The 18901-nt window shown below is 50.6% G+C and carries 21 protein-coding genes; 17 read left to right on the top strand and 4 right to left on the bottom strand.

Annotated features, from left to right (window positions below; translation table 11 throughout):
- The first annotated feature begins 17 nt into the window (after positions 1–17).
- The 4 genes from IDH45_RS13140 (at position 18) to IDH45_RS13125 (ending at position 4895) form a co-directional block, all read left to right on the top strand.
- Complete coding sequence (locus IDH45_RS13140) at positions 18–1076, top strand: HD-GYP domain-containing protein (protein WP_190928259.1); 1059 nt, start codon at positions 18–20, stop codon at positions 1074–1076.
- Positions 1077–1576: 500 nt separating this feature from the next.
- The gene (locus IDH45_RS13135; protein WP_190928257.1) at positions 1577–2962 is read left to right on the top strand and encodes an ABC transporter substrate-binding protein; all 1386 of its coding nucleotides are present in this window, start codon (positions 1577–1579) and stop codon (positions 2960–2962) included.
- Positions 2963–3288: 326 nt separating this feature from the next.
- Positions 3289–4182, top strand: coding sequence for a helix-turn-helix transcriptional regulator (locus IDH45_RS13130; RefSeq protein ID WP_190928256.1), 894 nt, complete (start codon positions 3289–3291; stop codon positions 4180–4182).
- 92 nt (positions 4183–4274) lie between these two features.
- Entirely contained in the window at positions 4275–4895 is a 621-nt protein-coding gene (locus tag IDH45_RS13125) for a stalk domain-containing protein (RefSeq protein WP_190928254.1), read from the top strand.
- Between the two features lie 124 nt (positions 4896–5019).
- Here the strand turns inward: IDH45_RS13125 and epsC are convergent, their stop codons facing one another.
- Positions 5020–5928: a serine O-acetyltransferase EpsC gene (epsC, locus tag IDH45_RS13120; protein ID WP_190928252.1), complete on the bottom strand. Its 909-nt coding sequence runs from the start codon at positions 5926–5928 to the stop codon at positions 5020–5022.
- Between the two features lie 190 nt (positions 5929–6118).
- Between epsC and IDH45_RS13115 the strand changes: the two genes are divergently transcribed.
- From IDH45_RS13115 to IDH45_RS13100, 4 genes are all read left to right on the top strand, one after another.
- Positions 6119–7096, top strand: coding sequence for a helix-turn-helix transcriptional regulator (locus IDH45_RS13115; RefSeq protein ID WP_190928251.1), 978 nt, complete (start codon positions 6119–6121; stop codon positions 7094–7096).
- 219 nt (positions 7097–7315) lie between these two features.
- The gene (locus tag IDH45_RS13110; RefSeq protein ID WP_190928249.1) at positions 7316–8767 is read left to right on the top strand and encodes an MFS transporter; all 1452 of its coding nucleotides are present in this window, start codon (positions 7316–7318) and stop codon (positions 8765–8767) included.
- A gap of 93 nt (positions 8768–8860) precedes the next feature.
- Positions 8861–9613 (top strand): hypothetical protein, encoded by a 753-nt coding sequence (locus tag IDH45_RS13105; protein ID WP_190928247.1) that lies wholly within the window; start codon positions 8861–8863, stop codon positions 9611–9613.
- The gene (locus IDH45_RS13100) at positions 9610–10434 is read left to right on the top strand and encodes an AAA family ATPase (protein WP_190928245.1); all 825 of its coding nucleotides are present in this window, start codon (positions 9610–9612) and stop codon (positions 10432–10434) included. The genes IDH45_RS13105 and IDH45_RS13100 overlap by 4 nt, the downstream gene beginning before the upstream one ends.
- A 74-nt stretch (positions 10435–10508) precedes the next feature.
- Here IDH45_RS13100 and IDH45_RS13095 read toward each other — a convergent pair whose 3' ends face one another.
- Positions 10509–11363 (bottom strand): sugar phosphate isomerase/epimerase family protein, encoded by an 855-nt coding sequence (locus tag IDH45_RS13095; RefSeq protein WP_190928243.1) that lies wholly within the window; start codon positions 11361–11363, stop codon positions 10509–10511.
- 236 nt (positions 11364–11599) lie between these two features.
- Between IDH45_RS13095 and IDH45_RS13090 the strand changes: the two genes are divergently transcribed.
- Together IDH45_RS13090 and IDH45_RS13085 are read left to right on the top strand one after the other, a co-directional pair.
- Positions 11600–12133, top strand: coding sequence for a sigma-70 family RNA polymerase sigma factor (locus tag IDH45_RS13090; RefSeq protein WP_317891201.1), 534 nt, complete (start codon positions 11600–11602; stop codon positions 12131–12133).
- Complete coding sequence (locus IDH45_RS13085; RefSeq protein WP_190928241.1) at positions 12126–13496, top strand: DUF4179 domain-containing protein; 1371 nt, start codon at positions 12126–12128, stop codon at positions 13494–13496. The genes IDH45_RS13090 and IDH45_RS13085 overlap by 8 nt, the downstream gene beginning before the upstream one ends.
- 105 nt (positions 13497–13601) lie before the next feature.
- On the opposite strand, the gene IDH45_RS13080 is transcribed toward IDH45_RS13085, so the two are convergent.
- Positions 13602–14468, bottom strand: coding sequence for a LysR family transcriptional regulator (locus IDH45_RS13080; RefSeq protein WP_190928239.1), 867 nt, complete (start codon positions 14466–14468; stop codon positions 13602–13604).
- Positions 14469–14599: 131 nt separating this feature from the next.
- Here IDH45_RS13080 and IDH45_RS13075 point away from each other — a divergent pair, with 131 nt between their 5' ends.
- The 7 genes from IDH45_RS13075 (at position 14600) to IDH45_RS13045 (ending at position 18188) form a co-directional block, all read left to right on the top strand.
- Positions 14600–15586, top strand: a complete 987-nt coding sequence (locus tag IDH45_RS13075) for a zinc-binding dehydrogenase (RefSeq protein WP_190928237.1) — start codon at positions 14600–14602, stop codon at positions 15584–15586.
- 100 nt (positions 15587–15686) lie between these two features.
- Positions 15687–16136 (top strand): hypothetical protein, encoded by a 450-nt coding sequence (locus IDH45_RS13070; protein WP_190928235.1) that lies wholly within the window; start codon positions 15687–15689, stop codon positions 16134–16136.
- 164 nt (positions 16137–16300) lie between these two features.
- The gene (locus IDH45_RS13065; protein ID WP_190928233.1) at positions 16301–17032 is read left to right on the top strand and encodes an aminoglycoside phosphotransferase family protein; all 732 of its coding nucleotides are present in this window, start codon (positions 16301–16303) and stop codon (positions 17030–17032) included.
- The gene (locus IDH45_RS13060; protein WP_190928231.1) at positions 17029–17235 is read left to right on the top strand and encodes a hypothetical protein; all 207 of its coding nucleotides are present in this window, start codon (positions 17029–17031) and stop codon (positions 17233–17235) included. Before IDH45_RS13065 ends, IDH45_RS13060 begins: the two co-directional genes overlap by 4 nt.
- A 48-nt stretch (positions 17236–17283) precedes the next feature.
- Complete coding sequence (locus tag IDH45_RS13055) at positions 17284–17640, top strand: HesB/IscA family protein (protein WP_190928338.1); 357 nt, start codon at positions 17284–17286, stop codon at positions 17638–17640.
- 24 nt (positions 17641–17664) lie between these two features.
- The gene (locus tag IDH45_RS13050) at positions 17665–17907 is read left to right on the top strand and encodes an indolepyruvate ferredoxin oxidoreductase subunit alpha (protein ID WP_190928229.1); all 243 of its coding nucleotides are present in this window, start codon (positions 17665–17667) and stop codon (positions 17905–17907) included.
- 23 nt (positions 17908–17930) lie between these two features.
- Positions 17931–18188, top strand: a complete 258-nt coding sequence (locus IDH45_RS13045; RefSeq protein WP_190928227.1) for a DUF1450 domain-containing protein — start codon at positions 17931–17933, stop codon at positions 18186–18188.
- A gap of 134 nt (positions 18189–18322) precedes the next feature.
- On the opposite strand, the gene IDH45_RS13040 is transcribed toward IDH45_RS13045, so the two are convergent.
- On the bottom strand, positions 18323–18832 hold the full coding sequence (locus IDH45_RS13040) for a P-loop NTPase (protein ID WP_223836627.1): 510 nt from the start codon (positions 18830–18832) through the stop codon (positions 18323–18325).
- Positions 18833–18901 lie beyond the last annotated feature (69 nt).

The raw sequence follows: 18901 nt of genomic DNA, 5'->3' as shown, positions 1-18901 counted from the left end.
CAGAATGGAGATCAAAGATGGAAGACATCAAGCTGGCAAAACTTCTGATCGTCGATGACCAGGAATACAACATCAGCCTGCTCGAGCGGATACTGGCCCGTGCCGGATTTATCCATGTCCACAGCCTGACGGACCCGCTGCAAGTCCGGGATCGGATGATTCAGGTGGAGCCGGATATCGTCCTGCTCGATATGCATATGCCGGGGATGGACGGGCTGCAGGTGCTGTCGCTTATCCGGGAGATGACGGGACCGGACATCTATTTGCCCGTATTAATGCTTACCGCCGACGCTACGCCGGCCATGAAGCAGCAAGGGCTGCAGGCGGGGGTTAACGATTTCTTGACCAAGCCGTACGACCGGACGGAAGTGATCCTTCGGATTCATAATTTGTTAAAAACACGACAGCTCCATATTCAGCTTCAGCAGCATAAAAACACACTGGAGCAAAGAGTGCGGGAAAGAACCGATGAGCTGCAAAAGGCGAGAAATGAAATATTGCAATTGCTCGGACGTGCGGCGGAATATCGCGACGATATGACAGGCAGCCATACGTTTAGGGTGGGCAGATTGGCCGGTTTAATCGCCTGCCGGATCGGGCTTTCGGAAGAGTTGACCAATTCCATCCGGTTGGCCGCCCCTCTTCACGATATCGGCAAAATCGGCATACCGGACGAGATTTTGTTGAAGCCAGGACGGTTCGAGCCGCACGAGTTTGAACGGATGAAGGAGCATACCCGGATCGGCAGCAGCATCTTGGATGGAAGCTCATTCTCGATTCTGAGATTGGCTGGCGTCATTGCAGAAGCGCATCACGAGAAGTGGGACGGCTCCGGTTACCCGAGCGGGTTGAAGGGAGAAGCGATTCCGCTTGAGGCGCGAATTGTCGCGCTTGCCGATTTCTACGATGCTTTAACTCATGAGCGACCGTATAAAAGAGCCTGGACTCCGCGAGAAACGATGGACGAGATCGTCAAGCAGAGCGGCTTGCATTTCGATCCGGCCATTGTCCGCGCGTTCGTGCAGCTGTATGAGGAAGGCAAGCTGGTCATGCCGGATGAAGAAGGCTGGGAATAAAGAGGGAAGGATGTCGCCGTTCGCTTTCGATTCAGGAGGCGGGCGGTGTTTATTTGAATACAGGGATAAGTTACTCAATGTGCAAACTGCCATGAATGCTCCTGACGATGAAGTTTCGGCGAAGAGGCATACATCGTGGAAAAGCTTTGGAGCAAATCGGATTATAAGCAGCAGTTGGTGCGACTAGAAGTTAATAACGTTAAATATATACTCTATTAATTAAAAACAACTTGCTTCCCTTCCATGCAAGAAAAACCAATTCTGCATAAAACCGACGCTTGCTTTTCGCTGGATATCCCGCTCTGACAAGCGTCGCACCGCATAGCCAGCGTCAGGAAGGCGAATCCGCTGGCAGACGCAAACTTGAAAAAGAGCTCAATTGCGCATAAGAACTTGCGACAGCCTGCCTGTAATATAGAAAGTATCGCACCGGTTAAGCCGTTTTCGAAAGCGCATTCATTCCCGGAGCGGAATTACAGGCTAAAGGGGCTGAAGTTCTTATGGGATTCATCAGATCATGTACAGGGGGGAACGGGATCAAGCTGACCGTTGCTTTGGCTGCGCTCTCCTTGCTAGCGGCATGTACAGGCAGCGGCGGCGCAGGGAGCGGGGAAACCGGCAGTGACAGCAAAAAAGAGGGAGAGTCCCAAAACCTTCCAAACACTGCTGCTGCACCGGAGCCGGTAACCTTAACGTTTTTCGAGCCTTCCACGGGGCAGTCCAAGCAATTGTTCATGGAACAGTACGGGGCGGCGATCGAGAAAAAATTTCCCCATGTGAAGACGAATTTCGTCCATATTACCCCTAAAGACGGAGGAGGCTATATTTTATTGCCCGATCTGCTGGCCGCCGGTACGCACATCGATATTGTGTTCTCCTCGATCGGAGCGATCCACAGCCGGTTTATTGATTTCAATTTGCAGACGGACATCACTGATCTTATTCAGAAATACAAATTCGATCTGTCCCGTCTCGACGATACGGCCGTCGGGCTTATGAAGGAAATTGCGGGTGGCGGTATGTACGGTCTTCCGGTCACGAACAACCCGAGTGTGCTTGTGTACAACCGGGATCTGTTCGACAAGTTCGGGGTGTCTTATCCGAAAGACGGAATGACTTGGGACGAGATTTACGAGGTGGCCAAAAAATTGACCCGCAAGGAAGGCGATGTGAGTTACCGCGGCTTCGTCACGTCATTCAGCCATATCGCTCTGATGAACCAGCTGTCGGCCAATTTCGTCGATCGCAATACGTTCAAACCGCTGCTGGTTACCGACGACAAATGGAAGAAACATGCGGATAATCTGATTCGTTTTTTTCGGATTCCCGGCAACGAAGTACAAGGCACGAATCTGGCCCAGATGAATAAATGGTTCGTGGAGGAACGGATCGCCGCGATGAATGCGACCCAAGTATGGCTCGCGCCGTCCGACCCGATGAACCTGGTGAACTGGGATATGGTGAGCTTGCCGGAATATAGCGACCTGCGGGGCGTCGGCTCGCAGCCGTATCCGACGTACTTTAACATTACAAATATGGCCAAAGGAAATGCCAGAGATACCGCATTTCAGGTGATCGCTTGGCTAACCAGCGATGAGTACCAGTTGGCCAAGTCCAAAGAAGGCGTGCTGCCGATGAACAAAAATCCGGACATCCGCGCTGCCTTCGGGGCGAATATGCCGTTTCTGCAAGGGCGGAACGTCAAAGCGCTGATGCCGGCCAAACCGGCGGCTGCCAGCATCTGGACGAAGTATACTCCGGTTGCGAACAGCGCGATGCTGGGGCAACTGGATCTAGTGCTGCGGGGTGAGATTGATGTCAATGTGGCGCTGAGACAAGCGGCGGAAACGGTTGAGAAAAAGGTCGCGGAGGACAAGGCGAAGTAAGGATTTGGGGAGTGCAGAGAATTGCAGGGGAGTGAAGGAAGGCGAAGCGGCTAGAACGACGGCATAAGATTTCGGATGGACGGCCCGGAAGGCGACTTGTCGCTGGTAGGACCGTCTTTTCGTGTTTTTGGCGGTAGCCCGGCGTATACCGCTTCAATTGTGTCCGGGGTACAGTCCGAATTTACAGTTGCCTCACCCCGTTTTTACATGGAGTCCTCCGGTATTTGCAGTTTCCCGCTTGACTGAGCCGGATTATGATGAAATCGCCAGAAACGATCAACCTGCCGGGTCAAGCGGTTCGAGAGCAAATACAAGGGGGACGGCTGATGACAACGTCCGGAGTGATCCACAGCTTCATGCACCGGATTGAAAACGGTTGCTCACCAGGTCCGCCGGAGCAAAACGGCTATGAGATTTGCTATGTGCATTCGGGGAGTTGCTGGTTCTACTCGGAGCCGGATTTTGTCGATCTGGAGGAGGGGGACCTGCTCATCCGCGGCCGCTTATGCCATGGCTTGCATGCAACGGCGGTAAACGTGTGCGGGACTCGAACGAACATCCGATTTGACGAGCCGGACACGCAGACGTTGGCGCCTGCTTATTGGCCGGTAGACGTATGGGCCCCTTTTCGCCAAGCGGGCTTGCTCCGATGGAAGCTGGAACCTGACCGTAAGATCGAGCTCGAATCGATTTTCAACAAAATGGCCGTATGTCATCTGCAGGCGAATCCGGTTGCCGTCCATCGGTTTCACCACGCCTTTCTGGAGGTACTGCTGCTCATATGCGAATTCTGCGGTGAATCGAAGGGCCAACAACCGGAGCGGTCCACAGAAAAGGAAGCTCATGTCCGGCACCTGGTTACTTATATCGGAGACCATTACGGAGACGAATTAACGCTGGAGCAGCTGGCGAAAACCGTCAACCTGAACAAATATTACGCAGGCAAGCTGTTTAAGGAATCAACGGGATTGACTTTATTCGACTATATCCGAAAACGCCGGGTCGTCGAGGCGAAACGGCTGCTGCTCCAAGAGCCTGAGCGGTCGGTTACGGACATCAGCCTCGAGGTCGGCTTTAAACAGCTTTCGCATTTCTCATCCAGTTTCAAGCAGATTACGGGACTGTCCCCCGAGCAGTTGCGCAAATGCCGGCAAGAGGCGGGTAGTCGCGAATTATTGTCAAACTGTCGGGCCATGCTGCGCGGGCGGGCGTTTTTATAAACAATGGAAGGATTATCCAAACCTTTGTAGAAATCTTAATAGAAAAGAGGATCATACTCATTCGATCCGTGAACTGTTATCGAGAGGCAGAGGTGAATGAATTGAAAAAGTTTATTGGCGGGATCTTGTGCGGCATCCTGATTAGCATTTGCACGGCGGTGTATGCCGAAAAGTTGGGAGAGCTCAGTTTATTTCCGGTGGCGTTTAAATTCAATGACAAAAATGTGAGTCTGGGCGAACACGATGTATCATTGAATTACGAAGGGAAAACATACGTTCCGCTGCGATTTATGGCCGAGAACTTGGGAGCGGCCGTCAGCTATGATCCGGCCTCAAGCACCGTGTCGGTTTTGTATAATGAATCCAACCGGCCGGTCTTGCGCGATCCGTCCTATCCGAGCGTGGCGATAGGGAATTTAAAGCCCGTAAAAGATGGAGAAAAAACGCGCTTGGGCGGATATTTGTTATTCGACAGCTCGGATAAACAGTTTCAAGCGGACCAGGTGATGCAAATGCGAATTCAGCTGACGTTTTATGACTGGAATCAGAAGCAGATCGGGATAACGACGTCGCTGATCACATTCGGCGGCTGGGCGGACAATCCGTTTGAAGTCGTCCCCTTTAACGTATGGGTTGAGGGGGATATGCCCCACTACGATCATGCCGAATTAACCGTGTTGTATCTAGGCAAACCGCTTCAAAACTTTCATTGATGATCGGGAATGGAAACGGACTCTCCGCGGCAGAGGGTCTGCTGTAATAGCAACAGGGAGGTCTGGCACCAGCTGTATAGGGAAAGCCCTGTTTTCTCCGCGCGAAGAGAGACAGGGCTTTTGTTTATTTAATATTCGGAGAGGGCTGAGAGTTATACACTTTGGAGTAGGGAAGCACGGACTGGGTGAGCCAGATGTTTCCGCCGATAACGGAGTTGTGGCCGATCGTCGTATCCCCGCCAAGAATAGTCGCCCCGGCGTAAATCACCACATGGTCTTCGATATTCGGATGTCTTTTGATTCCTTTGATCGGATTGCCGTGTTCGTCCAGCGGGAAGCTTTTGGCACCGAGCGTGACCCCCTGGTAAATCTTCACATGCCGCCCGATCGTGCAGGTTTCGCCGATGACGACTCCCGTTCCGTGATCGATAAAGAAATAATCGCCTATGGATGCGCCCGGATGAATATCGATACCCGTCAGCTGGTGTGCGTACTCGGCCATGATTCTCGGAATGATGGGCACGTCCAGCTTATACAGTTCGTGAGCGATTCGATGAATGCTGATCGCTTCTACCGACGGATAGCTTAGCAGGATTTCTTCCGTGGAGCTGGCGGCCGGGTCTCCGTCATAGGCGGCTTGAATATCCGTCTGGATTTTTTGGCGAATGTCCGGCAGCAGCTTCAAGAGTTGAATAACGATCTCGTCCGCTTTTGTGTAGCATTCCGAACGTGTCTCGGCACAATCCGCCTTCGCGCGTTTATTCAGCAGCACTTTCTGGATCAAATCCTTGAGGTCCAAGGCGGACGTCCTAAGACGGTTCCCGATAATAATATTGATTCTTGTCTCGTCTATCGGGTATTTGTCATACACACCCGGGAACAAGGCGGAACGGAAATCGTGAAGAACTTTATAGATCGTTTCCTTCCCGGCAAACCCGATCGTTTTCTCAATAAAAAAATGGCTTTTATTAATATCTTCCAAAGCTTTGGCGATCCCTGGAATCTCTTCATTCAACCATTCGTTTAGATTCATAGCTTGTTCGACCTCCACGAAAGGATTTTATCACAGATCAGCCCTATGCAGTACTAGAAATCGCATAAAGAGGCCGAAGCCGGGGGGAAGGGGGAAAAGTTGCGGATTGCGCCAGACGGTTGAAGCTTTGTCCAGGATCGGGTACAATGCATCCTATACATGCGGCTGGAAGACTGGAAGGTGAAGTACAATGACCTTGCATATATCAGGTATCCACGATCTTTTCGATCAATTTACGAGTTTGGTAGAAGGCGAGGCGGTTCAGAACGGATCGGAGCAGCAGCTCGCGCTTCCTGTGCACGTGGGCTCCGGAACCATATCGCGGACGCGTATCCGTCCCGGGATGGAGATCATGGTGACGGATGTAACGTTCGTGCAAGATATGAGGCTGCATATACGGGAGAACTGCCAGCTGTTCGAACTGAGTTACTGCTTGAACGGTGATATCCACTGCGAATGGCTCGGAAAGGAAAGTCATACGGTCCGGCAAACGGGGAACGTTCTTTTCCTGGAAGATGTGTCCGTCATGGAGGAGAAACGGGCGGGCGTTCGGCATCATTTGCTGGAGATCCGGCTAACCCCGGACGAACTGATGCGTTATGCCGAAGATCCGGCAGAGAAAAGCCGGATGGAGGGCTGGCTGAAACACCATCGTGGAGGAATCGATTCCTTTCCGGCGACCCCGGCTATCCAAAAATGTGTGGCGGAGCTGCTGCACTGTACGCATCGCGGTTCGTTGAAGCGTTTATATCTTGAGAGCAAAGCCCTTGAGTTTATCGCATTATTCGGAGAGGCGGACGAATTTGGTTCCTTTGATGGCGGTAAGGGGAAGCTTCGCCGTGACGATGTTGAGAAATTGAACTTGGCGCATGGACTGATTGAAGTGCATTTCGAGCAGCCGCTGTCGATCCGCGAACTGGCCAGACGTGTCGGGATGAACGAGTTCAAGCTGAAGAAAGGATTCCGCGAACGTTTCGGCTGCACGATATTCGAGCGGGTGCGGCAAAAGCGGATGGAGAAGGCGCTCTGGTATTTGCAGGTGGAAGGCTGGAATATCGGAACGGCTGCCGTTTCCGTCGGTTACAGCAATGTCAGTAATTTTACGACGACTTTTCGCAAACATTACGGCTGCAATCCCAGCGACTATTTAAAGCAGATCGATCGCTGAGTTTGGCGTATATGTAAACTTGAACAAAACTGCAATCGTAAATAACTTCGGCATGCCGACCACTAAGCTCCGTTCGAATGTGAACAAGCCCGGTCAGCGCCGAAGTTTTTTTGGTAGGCCCCGGATCAGGGAGAGAAACTCCTCCAGCAGGTAGAGGGGAAGGTCGACCGGGTGGTAATGTGGAGGTATCATCGTCATCTGCATGGAGGAGGTATCCCATTGACCACGCTGTTATCGGCTTCTCCAGCAAGGGAGTCGGCTGCGGATCATCAAGTTCATCCGAAGCGCTGGTATGCGCTTGCCGTTATGCTGCTCTCGATATTGTTAATATCGTTAAATACTTATATGGTGCAAGTTGCGCTCCCGCTTATCCAGGACAGCTTGCACGCCGCGTTCTCCGAAGCGCAGCTGATCGTTACCGGATTTTCCCTCGGTTTGGCCATCGCGCTAATTGTGAGCGGCAAGCTTGGAGATCTGTACGGCAGGAAACGGATGATGGCCATCGGCGTGAGCGGCTTCACGATAATGGCGGCAATCGGCGGTATCGCTACCGACCCGGCCGTTATGATCCCGGTCCGCGTCTTGCAAGGACTGGCTGCCGCTCTGATCCAGCCCCAAGTGTTGTCCACTCTGCAAGTTTGCTTTCCGCCGAAGGAAAAGGCGCTTGCTTTCGGGATATACGGCGCTGTGATCGGGATCGGATTTGCTTTCGGCTTATTGCTCGGAGGGATGATCGTCGAATGGAATGTGTTCGGTCTCGGCTGGCGGGCGATCTTTTTTATCCATGTGCCCTTCGGACTTCTTATTTTGTCGCTTCTGCCGATTGTACCCGAGTCACGCGGCGCACGGGAGCAAAGGATGGATTGGGCGGGGGCGTTTATGCTGGGGGCCGGATTGTTCCTGCTCGTATATCCGCTATCGGAGGGGCAAAAGCAAGGCTGGCCGCTGTGGACCTTGGGCTGCATGCTGGCTGCCGCGCTCATTTTATTCAAGTTTACTGTGGTGCAAATTGGCAAGCGGAATCGGGGGACGTACCCGCTGATCGACCTGAACATTTTCAAACATCGGACATTTCGTGTCGGAATCCTAACAGCGGCTATGATCTATCTCGGCATGTTTTCTTTTTTCTTTATCTTAACTTACTACTTGCAGTTCGGCTTGCGTTATGACGTTCAGGCTACGAGTCTTGTTTTCTTGCCTTTAGGGGCCGGTTTTTTCATTGCTTCTTTGTTTTCTTCCCGGTTGGTCGGGAGATGGGGGACGAAAGTGTTGAGACTCGGTGCGATCGCGATGGGAAGCGGTAGCCTGCTATTGATTGGCTCGCTGCGGGTAGATCCGGTTCATTTGCTGCATACGCGGAATATGGGGATATTGACGATTTACGGATTTGGCCTGGGATTGGCCGCCACTCCTCTGGTCAACGTCGTTCTCGGTGCTGTACCCGCTCGCGATGCCGGTACGGGGTCGGGGTTGTTTAATACGTGGATGTATTTGGCCAATTCGATAGGGGTGGCCTTGATCGGTTTATTGTTTTCCGCGGTGTTGGGGAACTCGTCAGGAGGTGCGGAACTGCCTGACTATGTACGGGCATTCACTTCCGCGCTAGCGGTAACCGGCGGGCTCGGCTTTTTGGCATACATCTGCTTATGTTTCTTACCCGATCGGCCTTAAGCGGGCTTATCCGACAAATGGGTTTACTTCCGTTCACGATACCCTTTATACTATTTTTAACAAATAGGGCTAAGATGGGGATGGAGGAACAGAATGGCAAGTTTTCGGCGTACATTGGCTAATATGTTGAGAGCGGGGTTTCCGCTTATCCATGTCAGGACGTGGGAAGAAGACCGCACGCTAGAGACGATTAATCAAATTGCAAGCAATGACGCACTTATAAAAACGTCTCGCCACGTATATACTTGGAATCTGCTGGAGGCGGACGACGGGAATGAGAAAACGGATGAAACGAAGCCTAAAAGTTTGCTGGAATTTCTGGGTCGGATCGAACTTATTACATGGCCGGCCATTATTGTAGTGTACGATATTCATTCATTCTTCACTGGAAATAGCACAGACTTTAAAATGGTTCGTATGCTGAAGATCATTCATCAAAAATTAAAGTCATCGAAGGAACCGATCAATATTTTGTTTTTATCTGCAACTGTAGAGTTTCCGAAGGAGCTGGAGAAAGATATTGTGACGATCGAATTTCCACTGCCCGGCGTACAAGAGATCGAGCAATTGCTGGATACGATGATCGGCGAAAACGAACAACGGGACAAGATTAGAATCGATCTGGACCCCAGCGATAAAGAACGACTCGTTCAGGCGGCGCTTGGACTGACACTTCGGGAGGCCGAAAACGCTTATTCGCTGGCTATGGTGCAGGACAGCCGCCTGTGCAAGGACGATGTCGACGTGGTACTGGAAGAGAAGAGACAAATCATTAAGCGATCCGGATTGCTGGAATATATCGGCGGCGGCATTAAATGGACGAAGTGGGCGGCTTGGATCTATTGAAAGCATGGCTAAACAAAAGAAACGACTCCTGGTCGGAAGAAGCGGTTCGATACGGATTAAGTGCGCCGAAAGGAGTTTTGTTAACGGGTGTTCCCGGCTGTGGCAAAAGCTTGGTTGCCAAAGCTGTAAGTTCGCTGTGGACGCTTCCTCTGCTGCGACTGGATGTAGGGAAACTGTTCGGCATGTGGATAGGGACCAGCGAAAGTAAAATGCGCAGCGCGATTCAAATGGCGGAAGCGATAGCGCCGTGCGTGCTCTGGATCGACGAGATCGAAAAGGGATTTCGCGGGGTGGGTGCGATCGGCGACAGCGGAACGGCCAACCGTGTATTCGGCACGTTTCTGACATGGATGCAGGAAAAGACGAAGATGGTGTTCGTTATAGCAACAGCGAACGATATTAGCGGACTGCCTCCGGAGTTGATGCGGAAAGGCAGGTTTGATGAAATCATTTTTGTAGATTTGCCAAATGCGGAAGAACGCCGGCAGATTGTAAGATTGCATCTACAGAAAAGGTTGAAAAAGTTGCTGGACGAAGCGGAAATCGATACCATCGTAAGAAAAACAGATGGATTTTCCGGCGCGGAGCTGGAACAGGTCATCCTATCCGGATTATTCGAGGCGTTTGCCGAACGCAGAGATGTCGTCATGCAAGATATATTACAAGCCGTCCAAGCTACAGTTCCGTTATCGGTCACTCAAACCGAGAAAATCGATGCACTGCGAAAATGGGCCCAGGAAAGAGCGATTCCTGCTACTTCGAATTCCACCTATACGAGACCAGATCCGGGTTTTCGACCGCCGGGTTGGTTTAACCGGTAGGTGAATTTGAGATATGATCCCCAAAAGCCCGAACCCCGATCGATATGATCCTAGGTACGGGCTTTTTACGCGCGCTACTGTGCCAACTCGTAATAACGCTTCATATTGTCGATGCTGATCGGCAGCCATTTGTCTGTTGGCTCGGGAGCATCGTACTCGGCTGAGAAATATCCGTCATAGCCAATCGTGCGCAAGATCCGGAACACTTGCTGGAATTGGATCGCACCGTGACCGATTGCCGTATCGCGCAAAAAGTTACCGCTGCGGGTCACATGCCACCCTGGACCGGGATGAGCTCCGCTGCCGCTTTTCAGCAAATAGTCTTTGACGTGGACATGGACGATCTCGTTGGAGAAGCGCCCTACAAACTGCTCCGGGGTCTCGTCCGCAAACATGATGTTACCGAGGTCCGCAACAACGCCAACGTCTTCGCGATCCAGCTCCGCCAGGAAGCGGCTGAACCGCTCCACCCCGTTAAAAACAAAGCCCTGATCCTCGTATACGCACCGGATGCCCCGTTCCGAAGCATAGTCGCAAACTTCTCTTACGGCAGGCACAATTTGAGGAAGCAGCTGCTCGAAATCGGCTTGGCCGAAGCGAAGAGGCTTCAGATGCGGAATGAGCGTATGATGAAAATAAGGCGATCGCAGCAGGACGGCGATGTCGATATAATGTTTAAGCCGTTCGACAGACGAAGCGATATCGGGAGCCAGCAAATCGCAGCCCATCGAAAAACAGCTGACTGGAATGCCGCGCTCCCTGCAATAATCGGCCAGTCGCCGTGCGTCTTCCAAGGTGGCCAATTCCTTGGTCGGATACGGTTCGATGGCGTCAAACCCTTGCTTGACGGCAAGATCCACCGATTCCAGCAAAGTCATGCCTTTGGCATAATAAGATCCGTAGCTGCACAAAAATACGCTTGTTTTCATAGAACCCTCCTGATCATAAATGGAATCATCATAGATTTGATTTCAAGTGATGTTTGATGTAAACATATTTATGTTATAATTAAACATTTTATCACGAGTTAAGAGAACTCACTATTCCTAATTTTGCAGACTTTCTTACTATTTCTTTAGAAAAGTTAGAATTTCAATAAATGTTGAGAACCGGATCGATCTAGTTCTGATCTATAGAGTAGACGGCTAATTAGCGAGGTGAAGTTGTGAACGAGGATCTGGTCCAAGCGGTTCGGAGCGCACAGAAGGGGAACCACGACGCTTTTGTCCGACTCGTCAAGGAATACGAGAGTACCATGTATCGGGTAGCCGGGGCGTTTCTGCGATCCGATTCCGAATGTGCCGATGCGATGCAGGAAACGGTAATCAAAGCGTACAAATCGATTCGGAATTTGAGAGAACCGCTCTACTTTAAAACCTGGCTGCTGCAAATATTAGCGAATGAATGCCGCAAAATATACAATCAACGCAAGAGTATCATTCCTGTAGCAGAACTATCTGAGGATTCGTACCACCCTGATCTGTCGGGAAAGTTGGTGGTGGCCGACGCTTTACAAGAGCTTGAGGACGAGCTTAGAGTTGTGATCACTTTATATTATTTGGAAGATTTGCCGGTGAAAGAAGTCGCCCGATTGTTGGATACCCCCGAAGGTACGGTAAAATCCAGATTGGCCCGTGCCAGGGAGAAGCTGGCTGTCATCATGCAGCCATCCGCAGAAGGGAGAGTGTCCTATGAATGAGCAGCAATTTGATATCCAGGCGAGAAAGCAGCTCGTTCCTGTCGCTAATGAAGTGCCCGATTGGATCAGCAAAAAGATGGACGATACGCTGTCCGAACTGAAGCGCAACCGCAAGCAAGGGCTTCGCCGGAAAATCGTATACGGAGCCGCTGCGGCTTGTATTGTTTTCGGCGGGATCGGGGGGGCCGCTCTGGTGAATCCGCCGTTTGCGGAAGCGCTGCGGAACATTCCGTTGGTGGACTCCATTCTCAAGCTGGCAGGGGACTCCGGAATTCGGCAGGGAGACGAATTGGGACTAGCTACACAGGTGAATGTATCAGCTGAGGACCAGGGGGTTCGTATAACGGTCAAAGAAATGCTGTACGATGGAGCTCGGCTCTCCTTAGGGTATCGGATCGAAGGCGATTCGGCCTATCTGCCGATTACTCCACATTGGTATATCGATGGAATCCAAGTAAACGGCGGTACTTCGCAGCGGATCGGGAAGGCTGAGGACGGAGCCCAAATCGGGGTGATATCGTTTACGCCGAGTAAGGCGCTGCCTGCACGAGCCCTCCTTGAGCTGCGTTTTGGTTCCGTTCTGGATCGAAACAAGCATACCGAGGGCAAGCTGGTTACTTTGCCAGGACACTGGTCCTTGCAGCTTCCCCGGATTCAATCGAATGTTAAACCGTGGACCAAAAGAATCGCGGGAGCAGCATCCGAATGGAACGGCCAGAAAATTACAGTATCCAAAGTGGTGTCTACTCCGGCTGTCACGCGAATCGAGTTTGAAACGATAGGGCCGAACGAGCCACTTGTCGATGTGGCTCATCCGAATACATCCAAAGGTTATCAAGTTCTCGATGATTCCGGGATGTACTTGGAAGTGTTCGGAGTCGGGGGATCGAGTGGACCTCACAAGGCCGGGGATCAGACGGTTGCCGTGAAGCGTTATATCGAAATGGCTCCATTGCAACGAATTCCGGACCATTTGATACTTCGTCCGTACAGCCGGACTTTCGATTATGCGAACGCTCGTACTACCACTGAGCTATGGAATCCCGAGGGACCGCCGATCACTTTATCTCAGGGAGCTGTAGGCGATGTTACTATCATTAAAATCGAATTCACTGCGGAGAAAACACTATTGCACTTCCGCGTTCATGGAAACGATCCGTACCAGCAAGCCGAGGGGCTATGGCTGGAAAACGCTTCGGGACAGAAATGGACAGGAGATGTCGTGTTCTCGGACGCCGAATCGATGCTGTTTATTAAAGAGCTGCCGGCGATCGATTCCAGTCAGGATGTACGGGTTGCGGCGGTAGAGGTCCCGAATCCGGAAATAACCCGTCAACTGGAGGTTGTGATCCCTTTGAAATAACTTCCGATAAGAAAAAACAAAAAGAGGACTGCTTATATGCAGGTCCTCTTTTAAAATGGCACTTAAAGCTCAGGACTGTTGGATTTTGAACATGTTTATATTTCGTCAATGGCGCGAGGGTCCAAGATCAATAAATTGCACAAATTTGGACAATGCGCTTGAATAGATAGAGTCCTGTCTATACACGAACCAAACCTGCAGATTCCGATAATCTTCAGGGAGACTGTGGGAAACGATGATTCCCGCTTCTTCTGCTTTAGCGATCGACGACTGTGGCAGCATCGAAACGCCGAGGCCGGCGGATACCCCGCTAATAATCACTTCCAGCGTTCCGTACTCCATAATTGGAAAGGAGGTCAGTCCGTTATCACGCAGGAAACGCTCTGCTTTGGTGCGGTGTGAACACCCGACGTCGAAAAACAGCATCGGCTTTTTGAGTAATTCATGCATATCGCCCTCCCCCTGTTCCGAGATCAGCACCAGCGTTTCTTCAAAAGCTGCAACATGCTTGATCACAGGATCGTTTATCGGCCCATAAACAAAAGCTCCGTCAAGCTCATAGTTCAGTACCTTTTGCAATAAACGGTGCGTTTCACCTGTTACAAGCGATAGATGAACCTCGGGGTATAGGGAATGGAACCGGGCAAACAGCGGAGTCAGATGAGTGGCAGCTGTTGTCTCGATAGATCCTAATCGAAGGGGGCCGGACGGATGTTCCGAATATTGCGTAGATTTCACGGCCTCGTCCAACAAGACGAGTATTTTATCGGTATATTTCAGTAAATTTTCGCCTGCCGGCGTTAACGTCATTCCCCGATTGGACCGGCGGAAAAGCGAGATCTTTAACTGAGCTTCAAGCTCCTGGATCCTTGTCGTGACGTTGGATTGCACATAATTCAACACTTGAGCGGCTTTCGTTATGCTGCCCTCGCGAGCGACAGCTTGAAATATTTTCAAATCGCTGATTTCCATGCCCGTATCACCTGTCAGATATCATTGTTAATGATAGTCACGTTCGTTTCTACTCATTTTACTAGAATAGTCCCCATCATTACAATGAAAGACAGCAGTATAAAGTATGTTGTCTTCTGGGAGGAGTAATGATGAAAGCAATTGTACATGCAAACATAAGCGGCTTAGAGGGCTTGACCTATCAAGAGATTCATGACAGGCAGCCGGGCTTTGGTGAGGTGAAAGTAAAGCTTAAAACAGCAGGGTTAAACCATCGAGATTTATTCATCATGAAAGATCGGACGGAACCGGAACCGCTTGTGATCGGCTCGGATGGGGCAGGCATGGTTGAAGCGGCAGGTGAAGGCGTATCCAACATTACAGTTGGTTCTGATGTCATTATTAATCCATGTATGGGGTGGGTAACAACCGAAGATGTCCCGAACGTTCCAGCCATTGTAGGAGGTCCTTCCGACGGTACATTCGCCGAGTATGTGATTGTTCCCGCGCGGAATGTGATCAGCAAGCCAGCTTACCTTTCATGGGAAGAAGCGGGCGTGTTGCCTTTGTCCGCATTGACAGCCTATCGGGCTCTGTTTACGAGAGGGCGCTTACAGCAAGGTGAACATGTCCTCATTCCGGGCATTGGAGGAGGAGTGGCGACTTTTGCCATGCTTATGGCTTCCGCGGCGGGGGCGCGAGTCAGTGTAACGTCTCGAAGTGAAGCGAAAAGAAAAGCCGCACTCGAACATGGAGCTGATTACGCGTTTGACAGTTTTAGCGATTGGAAGGAAAGTATCGGCAAAAATACCGTGGATCTCATTCTCGACAGCATTGGGCCTGCGACATTCCCGAGCTACTTCGATGTCATTAAGCCGAACGGACGGATCGTCACTTTCGGAGCAAGCTCGGGGGATCGCATTGAGATTCCGATTCGAGACATATTTTTCCCCCAAATCAGCATTATTGGCACGTCAATGGGAAGCAGCGAAGAGTTTGAGGCTATGCTTCATTTTATGGAAGTCCATTCGATCCGTCCTATTGTTGATCGAATGTATGGTTTACAGGACACCGTTCAAGCGTTTCACCGAATGCAGAAGGGAGAGCAATTCGGCAACATAGGAATAAGGATAGATTGATTTGTAGCAAACGTTCACTTGGAACGAGGCTGTTAACTTGGATCAACAACGTATGCCGAAAACCGGATAGGGCAAGCTACGGTTGGAGGTGTAAGGTCGAATGCGAAAGTTTTGGATGGGGATGTTATTGTGCATATTGGCCGTGGGAGGGATGTCGTCCGTTACCTTAATCGGCGAAGCTTACGAAATCGAGCGGGAAAGCGAGCAACCGGGAACGGTGCAGCCTTATAAACGCGGCGGGTACCGCTCGCCACCCCGAACCTATAACCCCGGAGCGACCAATCCGGTTCGAACCACTCCGAATAGACCGGAAAATGCAGCGCGCAATCCGGCTCCAGCCCGTACAACACCGGCCCCGCGAACGGGCTTTGGCGGATTTTTCGGAGGAATGTTCGGCGGTTTGGCGTTGGGAGCGATACTGGGTTCTTTGTTTAACCCGCTCGCCGGATTTTCGATGGGAGCTCCGTTTCTCTCGCTGTTAAGCTTCCTCCTATGGGGTGTCGTTATTTATGTTGTGGTTCGGATGTTCCGCAGACGGAGAGAGTATTGATACGGGTGGCCGGTTGTGTTGGTTCCTGAATCGCGACGAATGAAGCAGCTTATCTCGAGCTGCTTTTTTGGCTTTTAAAAAATAGGCTGATCCCTGTTATTGCAGGAATAGTTTGGTACTATAAGAAGAAAGGCGAATATTCCAAACGAATCAGGGAGGAAGAGATGAACGCAATCGAAGCCTTCTTAAAAGAACAATATGCTTTGAATGCAACGGAAGTATTGCCGCAACAAGGCGGCTGGGCGGCGCTTGCTTATAAGGTGAATAGCGGTGATCAAACCTTCTTTTTGAAAAAGTATGAAAAAAGCAGAGCGTCCACCGAAGAATTGACAACGTACATCGACGATTATGTGCCCGTCCTGTTCTGGCTGCTGAACCATACCGGTCTCAAGGGCAAAATACCGGTGCCTCTGTTGACCGCCGCAGGCAATTACAAGTGCGAAGACGATGAGGGGGTGTATCTGCTATATGAATACATCTCCGGGGAAACGATAGGAGCCCAAGATTTAAATGAACAGCAAGTCGTCCAATTGTCCGAAATCATAGGAGAGCTTCATCGATATGGGGACAAGATCTCAGTGGATACGAGCAAGGTAAAGGAAAATTTCGAAGTTCCTTTTATCCGCAGTTTGAGCGGCGTGTTCGAGGAGGAGTTTGCCCGGTTGCCTGTCGACCTTAAGGACCGGCTTCGGCCCTATCAGGAGCCTATTCGAAATAAAACGAGCGAAGTCGAGCAGCTCTCAGCTAAATTGCGCAAGAGCGTCCCTAAAATGGCACTATGCCACACCGATATCCATCCTTGGAATCTGATGCAGTCCGGCCGGCAACTCATCCTGATCGACTGGGAAGGGTTGAAGCTGGCGCCCGTTGTCCAAAGAATTAAAAAGCATGGATGAGTAAAGCCATCAAAGAAATCGTAGGCGATAAAAACAAAAAACAAATGTCCTTAAGCGTTCACACGACACGGGAGCGTCCCGGTTTCCAAACCAAGAACCTCAAATTCCTCGGTAAGATGGAGGATGAGGTTCTAAATAAAGATTTATCTATAAAAAGTTTGGCTGAACCGTTGACAAGAGCGGCTTCTTTTATCATAATTTAATATACATAATACTATATTATGTATATATTTATCAGGGAGGGAAACACGATCATACACATAAGCGAGACGGCCACTGGAAAAATCGCTGAGATGTTGCAAGACATCGGCGCAGATCAATATTTTTTGCGTCTGGGTGTCAATGACGGTGGGTGCAACGGTTTGTCTTACAGTATCCGTTTTGACGATTCGCTGGATGAGGGAGACCGGGCTTTCGTGTGGGGAACGTTTCAAGTCGTTTTGGACCCCACGAGCGAACCGTTCCTCGAAGGAGTTCACATCGATTACAAGGAAGCGGGCATGACCGGTGGCTTCACGATCGACAACCCCAATGCCAAATTCACATGCGGCTGCGGAGCCAGCTTCCGAACGGCTACATACCGGGGCAAAGCGAAAAAGTGCGACTGAAAGTCGGGAGAGGGAGGATCGGATATGACTTTTGTAATTACGTCGGCCTGTATCGGAGAAAAAGCGGAAGATTGCGTTGATGTCTGTCCAGTCGATTGCATTCGAGACGGAGGGGATCAGTATTATATCGATCCCGATATTTGTATTTCTTGCGGGGCGTGTGAAGTGAACTGCCCGGTCTCGGCGATTTATTATATCGACGATGTTCCTGAAGAAGAGGAAGCCTATATTCAGAAGGCAGTCGATTTTTTCAAAAAGGGCAATTGATTGAACCCGGGAGGTATGCGTATTTGTCGTTAGGGCTTATTGTTGTGGAAGTTTGCGAGCGAAACCTTCTGGCATCCATTCCACTGGAAGAACTGGAGGATCAATATCCGGAGATCGCCGTACAAAGGACGCCATGTTTGTTCATGTGCCATCTGTGCAGGGCGGTTCCTTATGCTATGGTGAACAGCAAGCGGGTTTACGCCAGGACGGTAAACTTGTGTCTGCACGATATTCAAGAAGCGGCCGTTAAGGAAATCAACGACTTTATGGGAATCAAATAAGACCCAAGCCGCGGTTTTCCCGATGAATTTATAAATAAAACAGCATCTGCCGCTCGTGCAGATGCTGTTGTGTTTCAAGCGGGAATCGTTGCTAACTCACAGATAGAAGCGTGTTGTCGTATAAGATTCCCATTTCAGGTATTCGTATGGATGATGTGCTCGGCAAGCTTGTTAAACAGTTGACCGTTCGTTGATTCCGGTGCATACACCGAAGGCAGCGTATGAGGGCTTAACGAATCCGGTTTCGGCGGAGCGATGGGGATCTGGGCGAGAAGTTTCGTCTGAAGCTGTTCGGCAAGCAGGGCGCCGCCTTGTTGTCCGAAAATATAATGCTTTTCTCCTGTCGGATCTACATAATAGGACATATTCTCGATAACTCCAACAATACGCTGATTCGCCTGCATCGCCATCTTGCCGGCACGGGCGGCTACATAAGAGGCCGCAGCGCTTGGAGTCGTCACGATCAGCTCCGAGCATTGCGGAATTTTCTGGTGTACCTGAAGCGCGATATCCCCGGTCCCCGGAGGCAGATCGATTAACATCACATCCAGCGGTTCCCATGCCGCTTCATATAAAAAGGCGGAAAGCATCTTTCCGAGCATCGGTCCGCGCCATTCGACCGGGTTGTTATCGGATATATACAGCGCTAGAAGGGAAAGGTCTGATCCGCGATGACGAATAGTCGTAACGAACTTTTTAACCGGATATGTAAA

It is taken from the genome of Paenibacillus oceani (genome assembly GCF_014705615.1).
Lineage (GTDB): Bacteria > Bacillota > Bacilli > Paenibacillales > NBRC-103111 > Paenibacillus_AB > Paenibacillus_AB oceani.
The sequence above is the reverse complement of the archived record's forward strand: the minus strand, read 5'-3'. Positions and strand labels throughout refer to the sequence as shown.

What these genes read in the sequence shown, in the direction of transcription:
- IDH45_RS13140 (WP_190928259.1), top strand. Translation starts at nt 18, where the DNA reads ATGGAAGACATCAAGCTGGCAAAACTTCTGATCGTCGATGACCAGGAA.
- IDH45_RS13135 (WP_190928257.1), top strand. Translation starts at nt 1,577, where the DNA reads ATGGGATTCATCAGATCATGTACAGGGGGGAACGGGATCAAGCTGACC.
- IDH45_RS13130 (WP_190928256.1), top strand. Translation starts at nt 3,289, where the DNA reads ATGACAACGTCCGGAGTGATCCACAGCTTCATGCACCGGATTGAAAAC.
- epsC (WP_190928252.1), bottom strand. Translation starts at nt 5,928, where the DNA reads ATGAATCTAAACGAATGGTTGAATGAAGAGATTCCAGGGATCGCCAAA.
- IDH45_RS13115 (WP_190928251.1), top strand. Translation starts at nt 6,119, where the DNA reads ATGACCTTGCATATATCAGGTATCCACGATCTTTTCGATCAATTTACG.
- IDH45_RS13105 (WP_190928247.1), top strand. Translation starts at nt 8,861, where the DNA reads ATGGCAAGTTTTCGGCGTACATTGGCTAATATGTTGAGAGCGGGGTTT.
- IDH45_RS13095 (WP_190928243.1), bottom strand. Translation starts at nt 11,363, where the DNA reads ATGAAAACAAGCGTATTTTTGTGCAGCTACGGATCTTATTATGCCAAA.
- IDH45_RS13085 (WP_190928241.1), top strand. Translation starts at nt 12,126, where the DNA reads ATGAATGAGCAGCAATTTGATATCCAGGCGAGAAAGCAGCTCGTTCCT.
- IDH45_RS13080 (WP_190928239.1), bottom strand. Translation starts at nt 14,468, where the DNA reads ATGGAAATCAGCGATTTGAAAATATTTCAAGCTGTCGCTCGCGAGGGC.
- IDH45_RS13075 (WP_190928237.1), top strand. Translation starts at nt 14,600, where the DNA reads ATGAAAGCAATTGTACATGCAAACATAAGCGGCTTAGAGGGCTTGACC.
- IDH45_RS13070 (WP_190928235.1), top strand. Translation starts at nt 15,687, where the DNA reads ATGCGAAAGTTTTGGATGGGGATGTTATTGTGCATATTGGCCGTGGGA.
- IDH45_RS13065 (WP_190928233.1), top strand. Translation starts at nt 16,301, where the DNA reads ATGAACGCAATCGAAGCCTTCTTAAAAGAACAATATGCTTTGAATGCA.
- IDH45_RS13060 (WP_190928231.1), top strand. Translation starts at nt 17,029, where the DNA reads ATGAGTAAAGCCATCAAAGAAATCGTAGGCGATAAAAACAAAAAACAA.
- IDH45_RS13050 (WP_190928229.1), top strand. Translation starts at nt 17,665, where the DNA reads ATGACTTTTGTAATTACGTCGGCCTGTATCGGAGAAAAAGCGGAAGAT.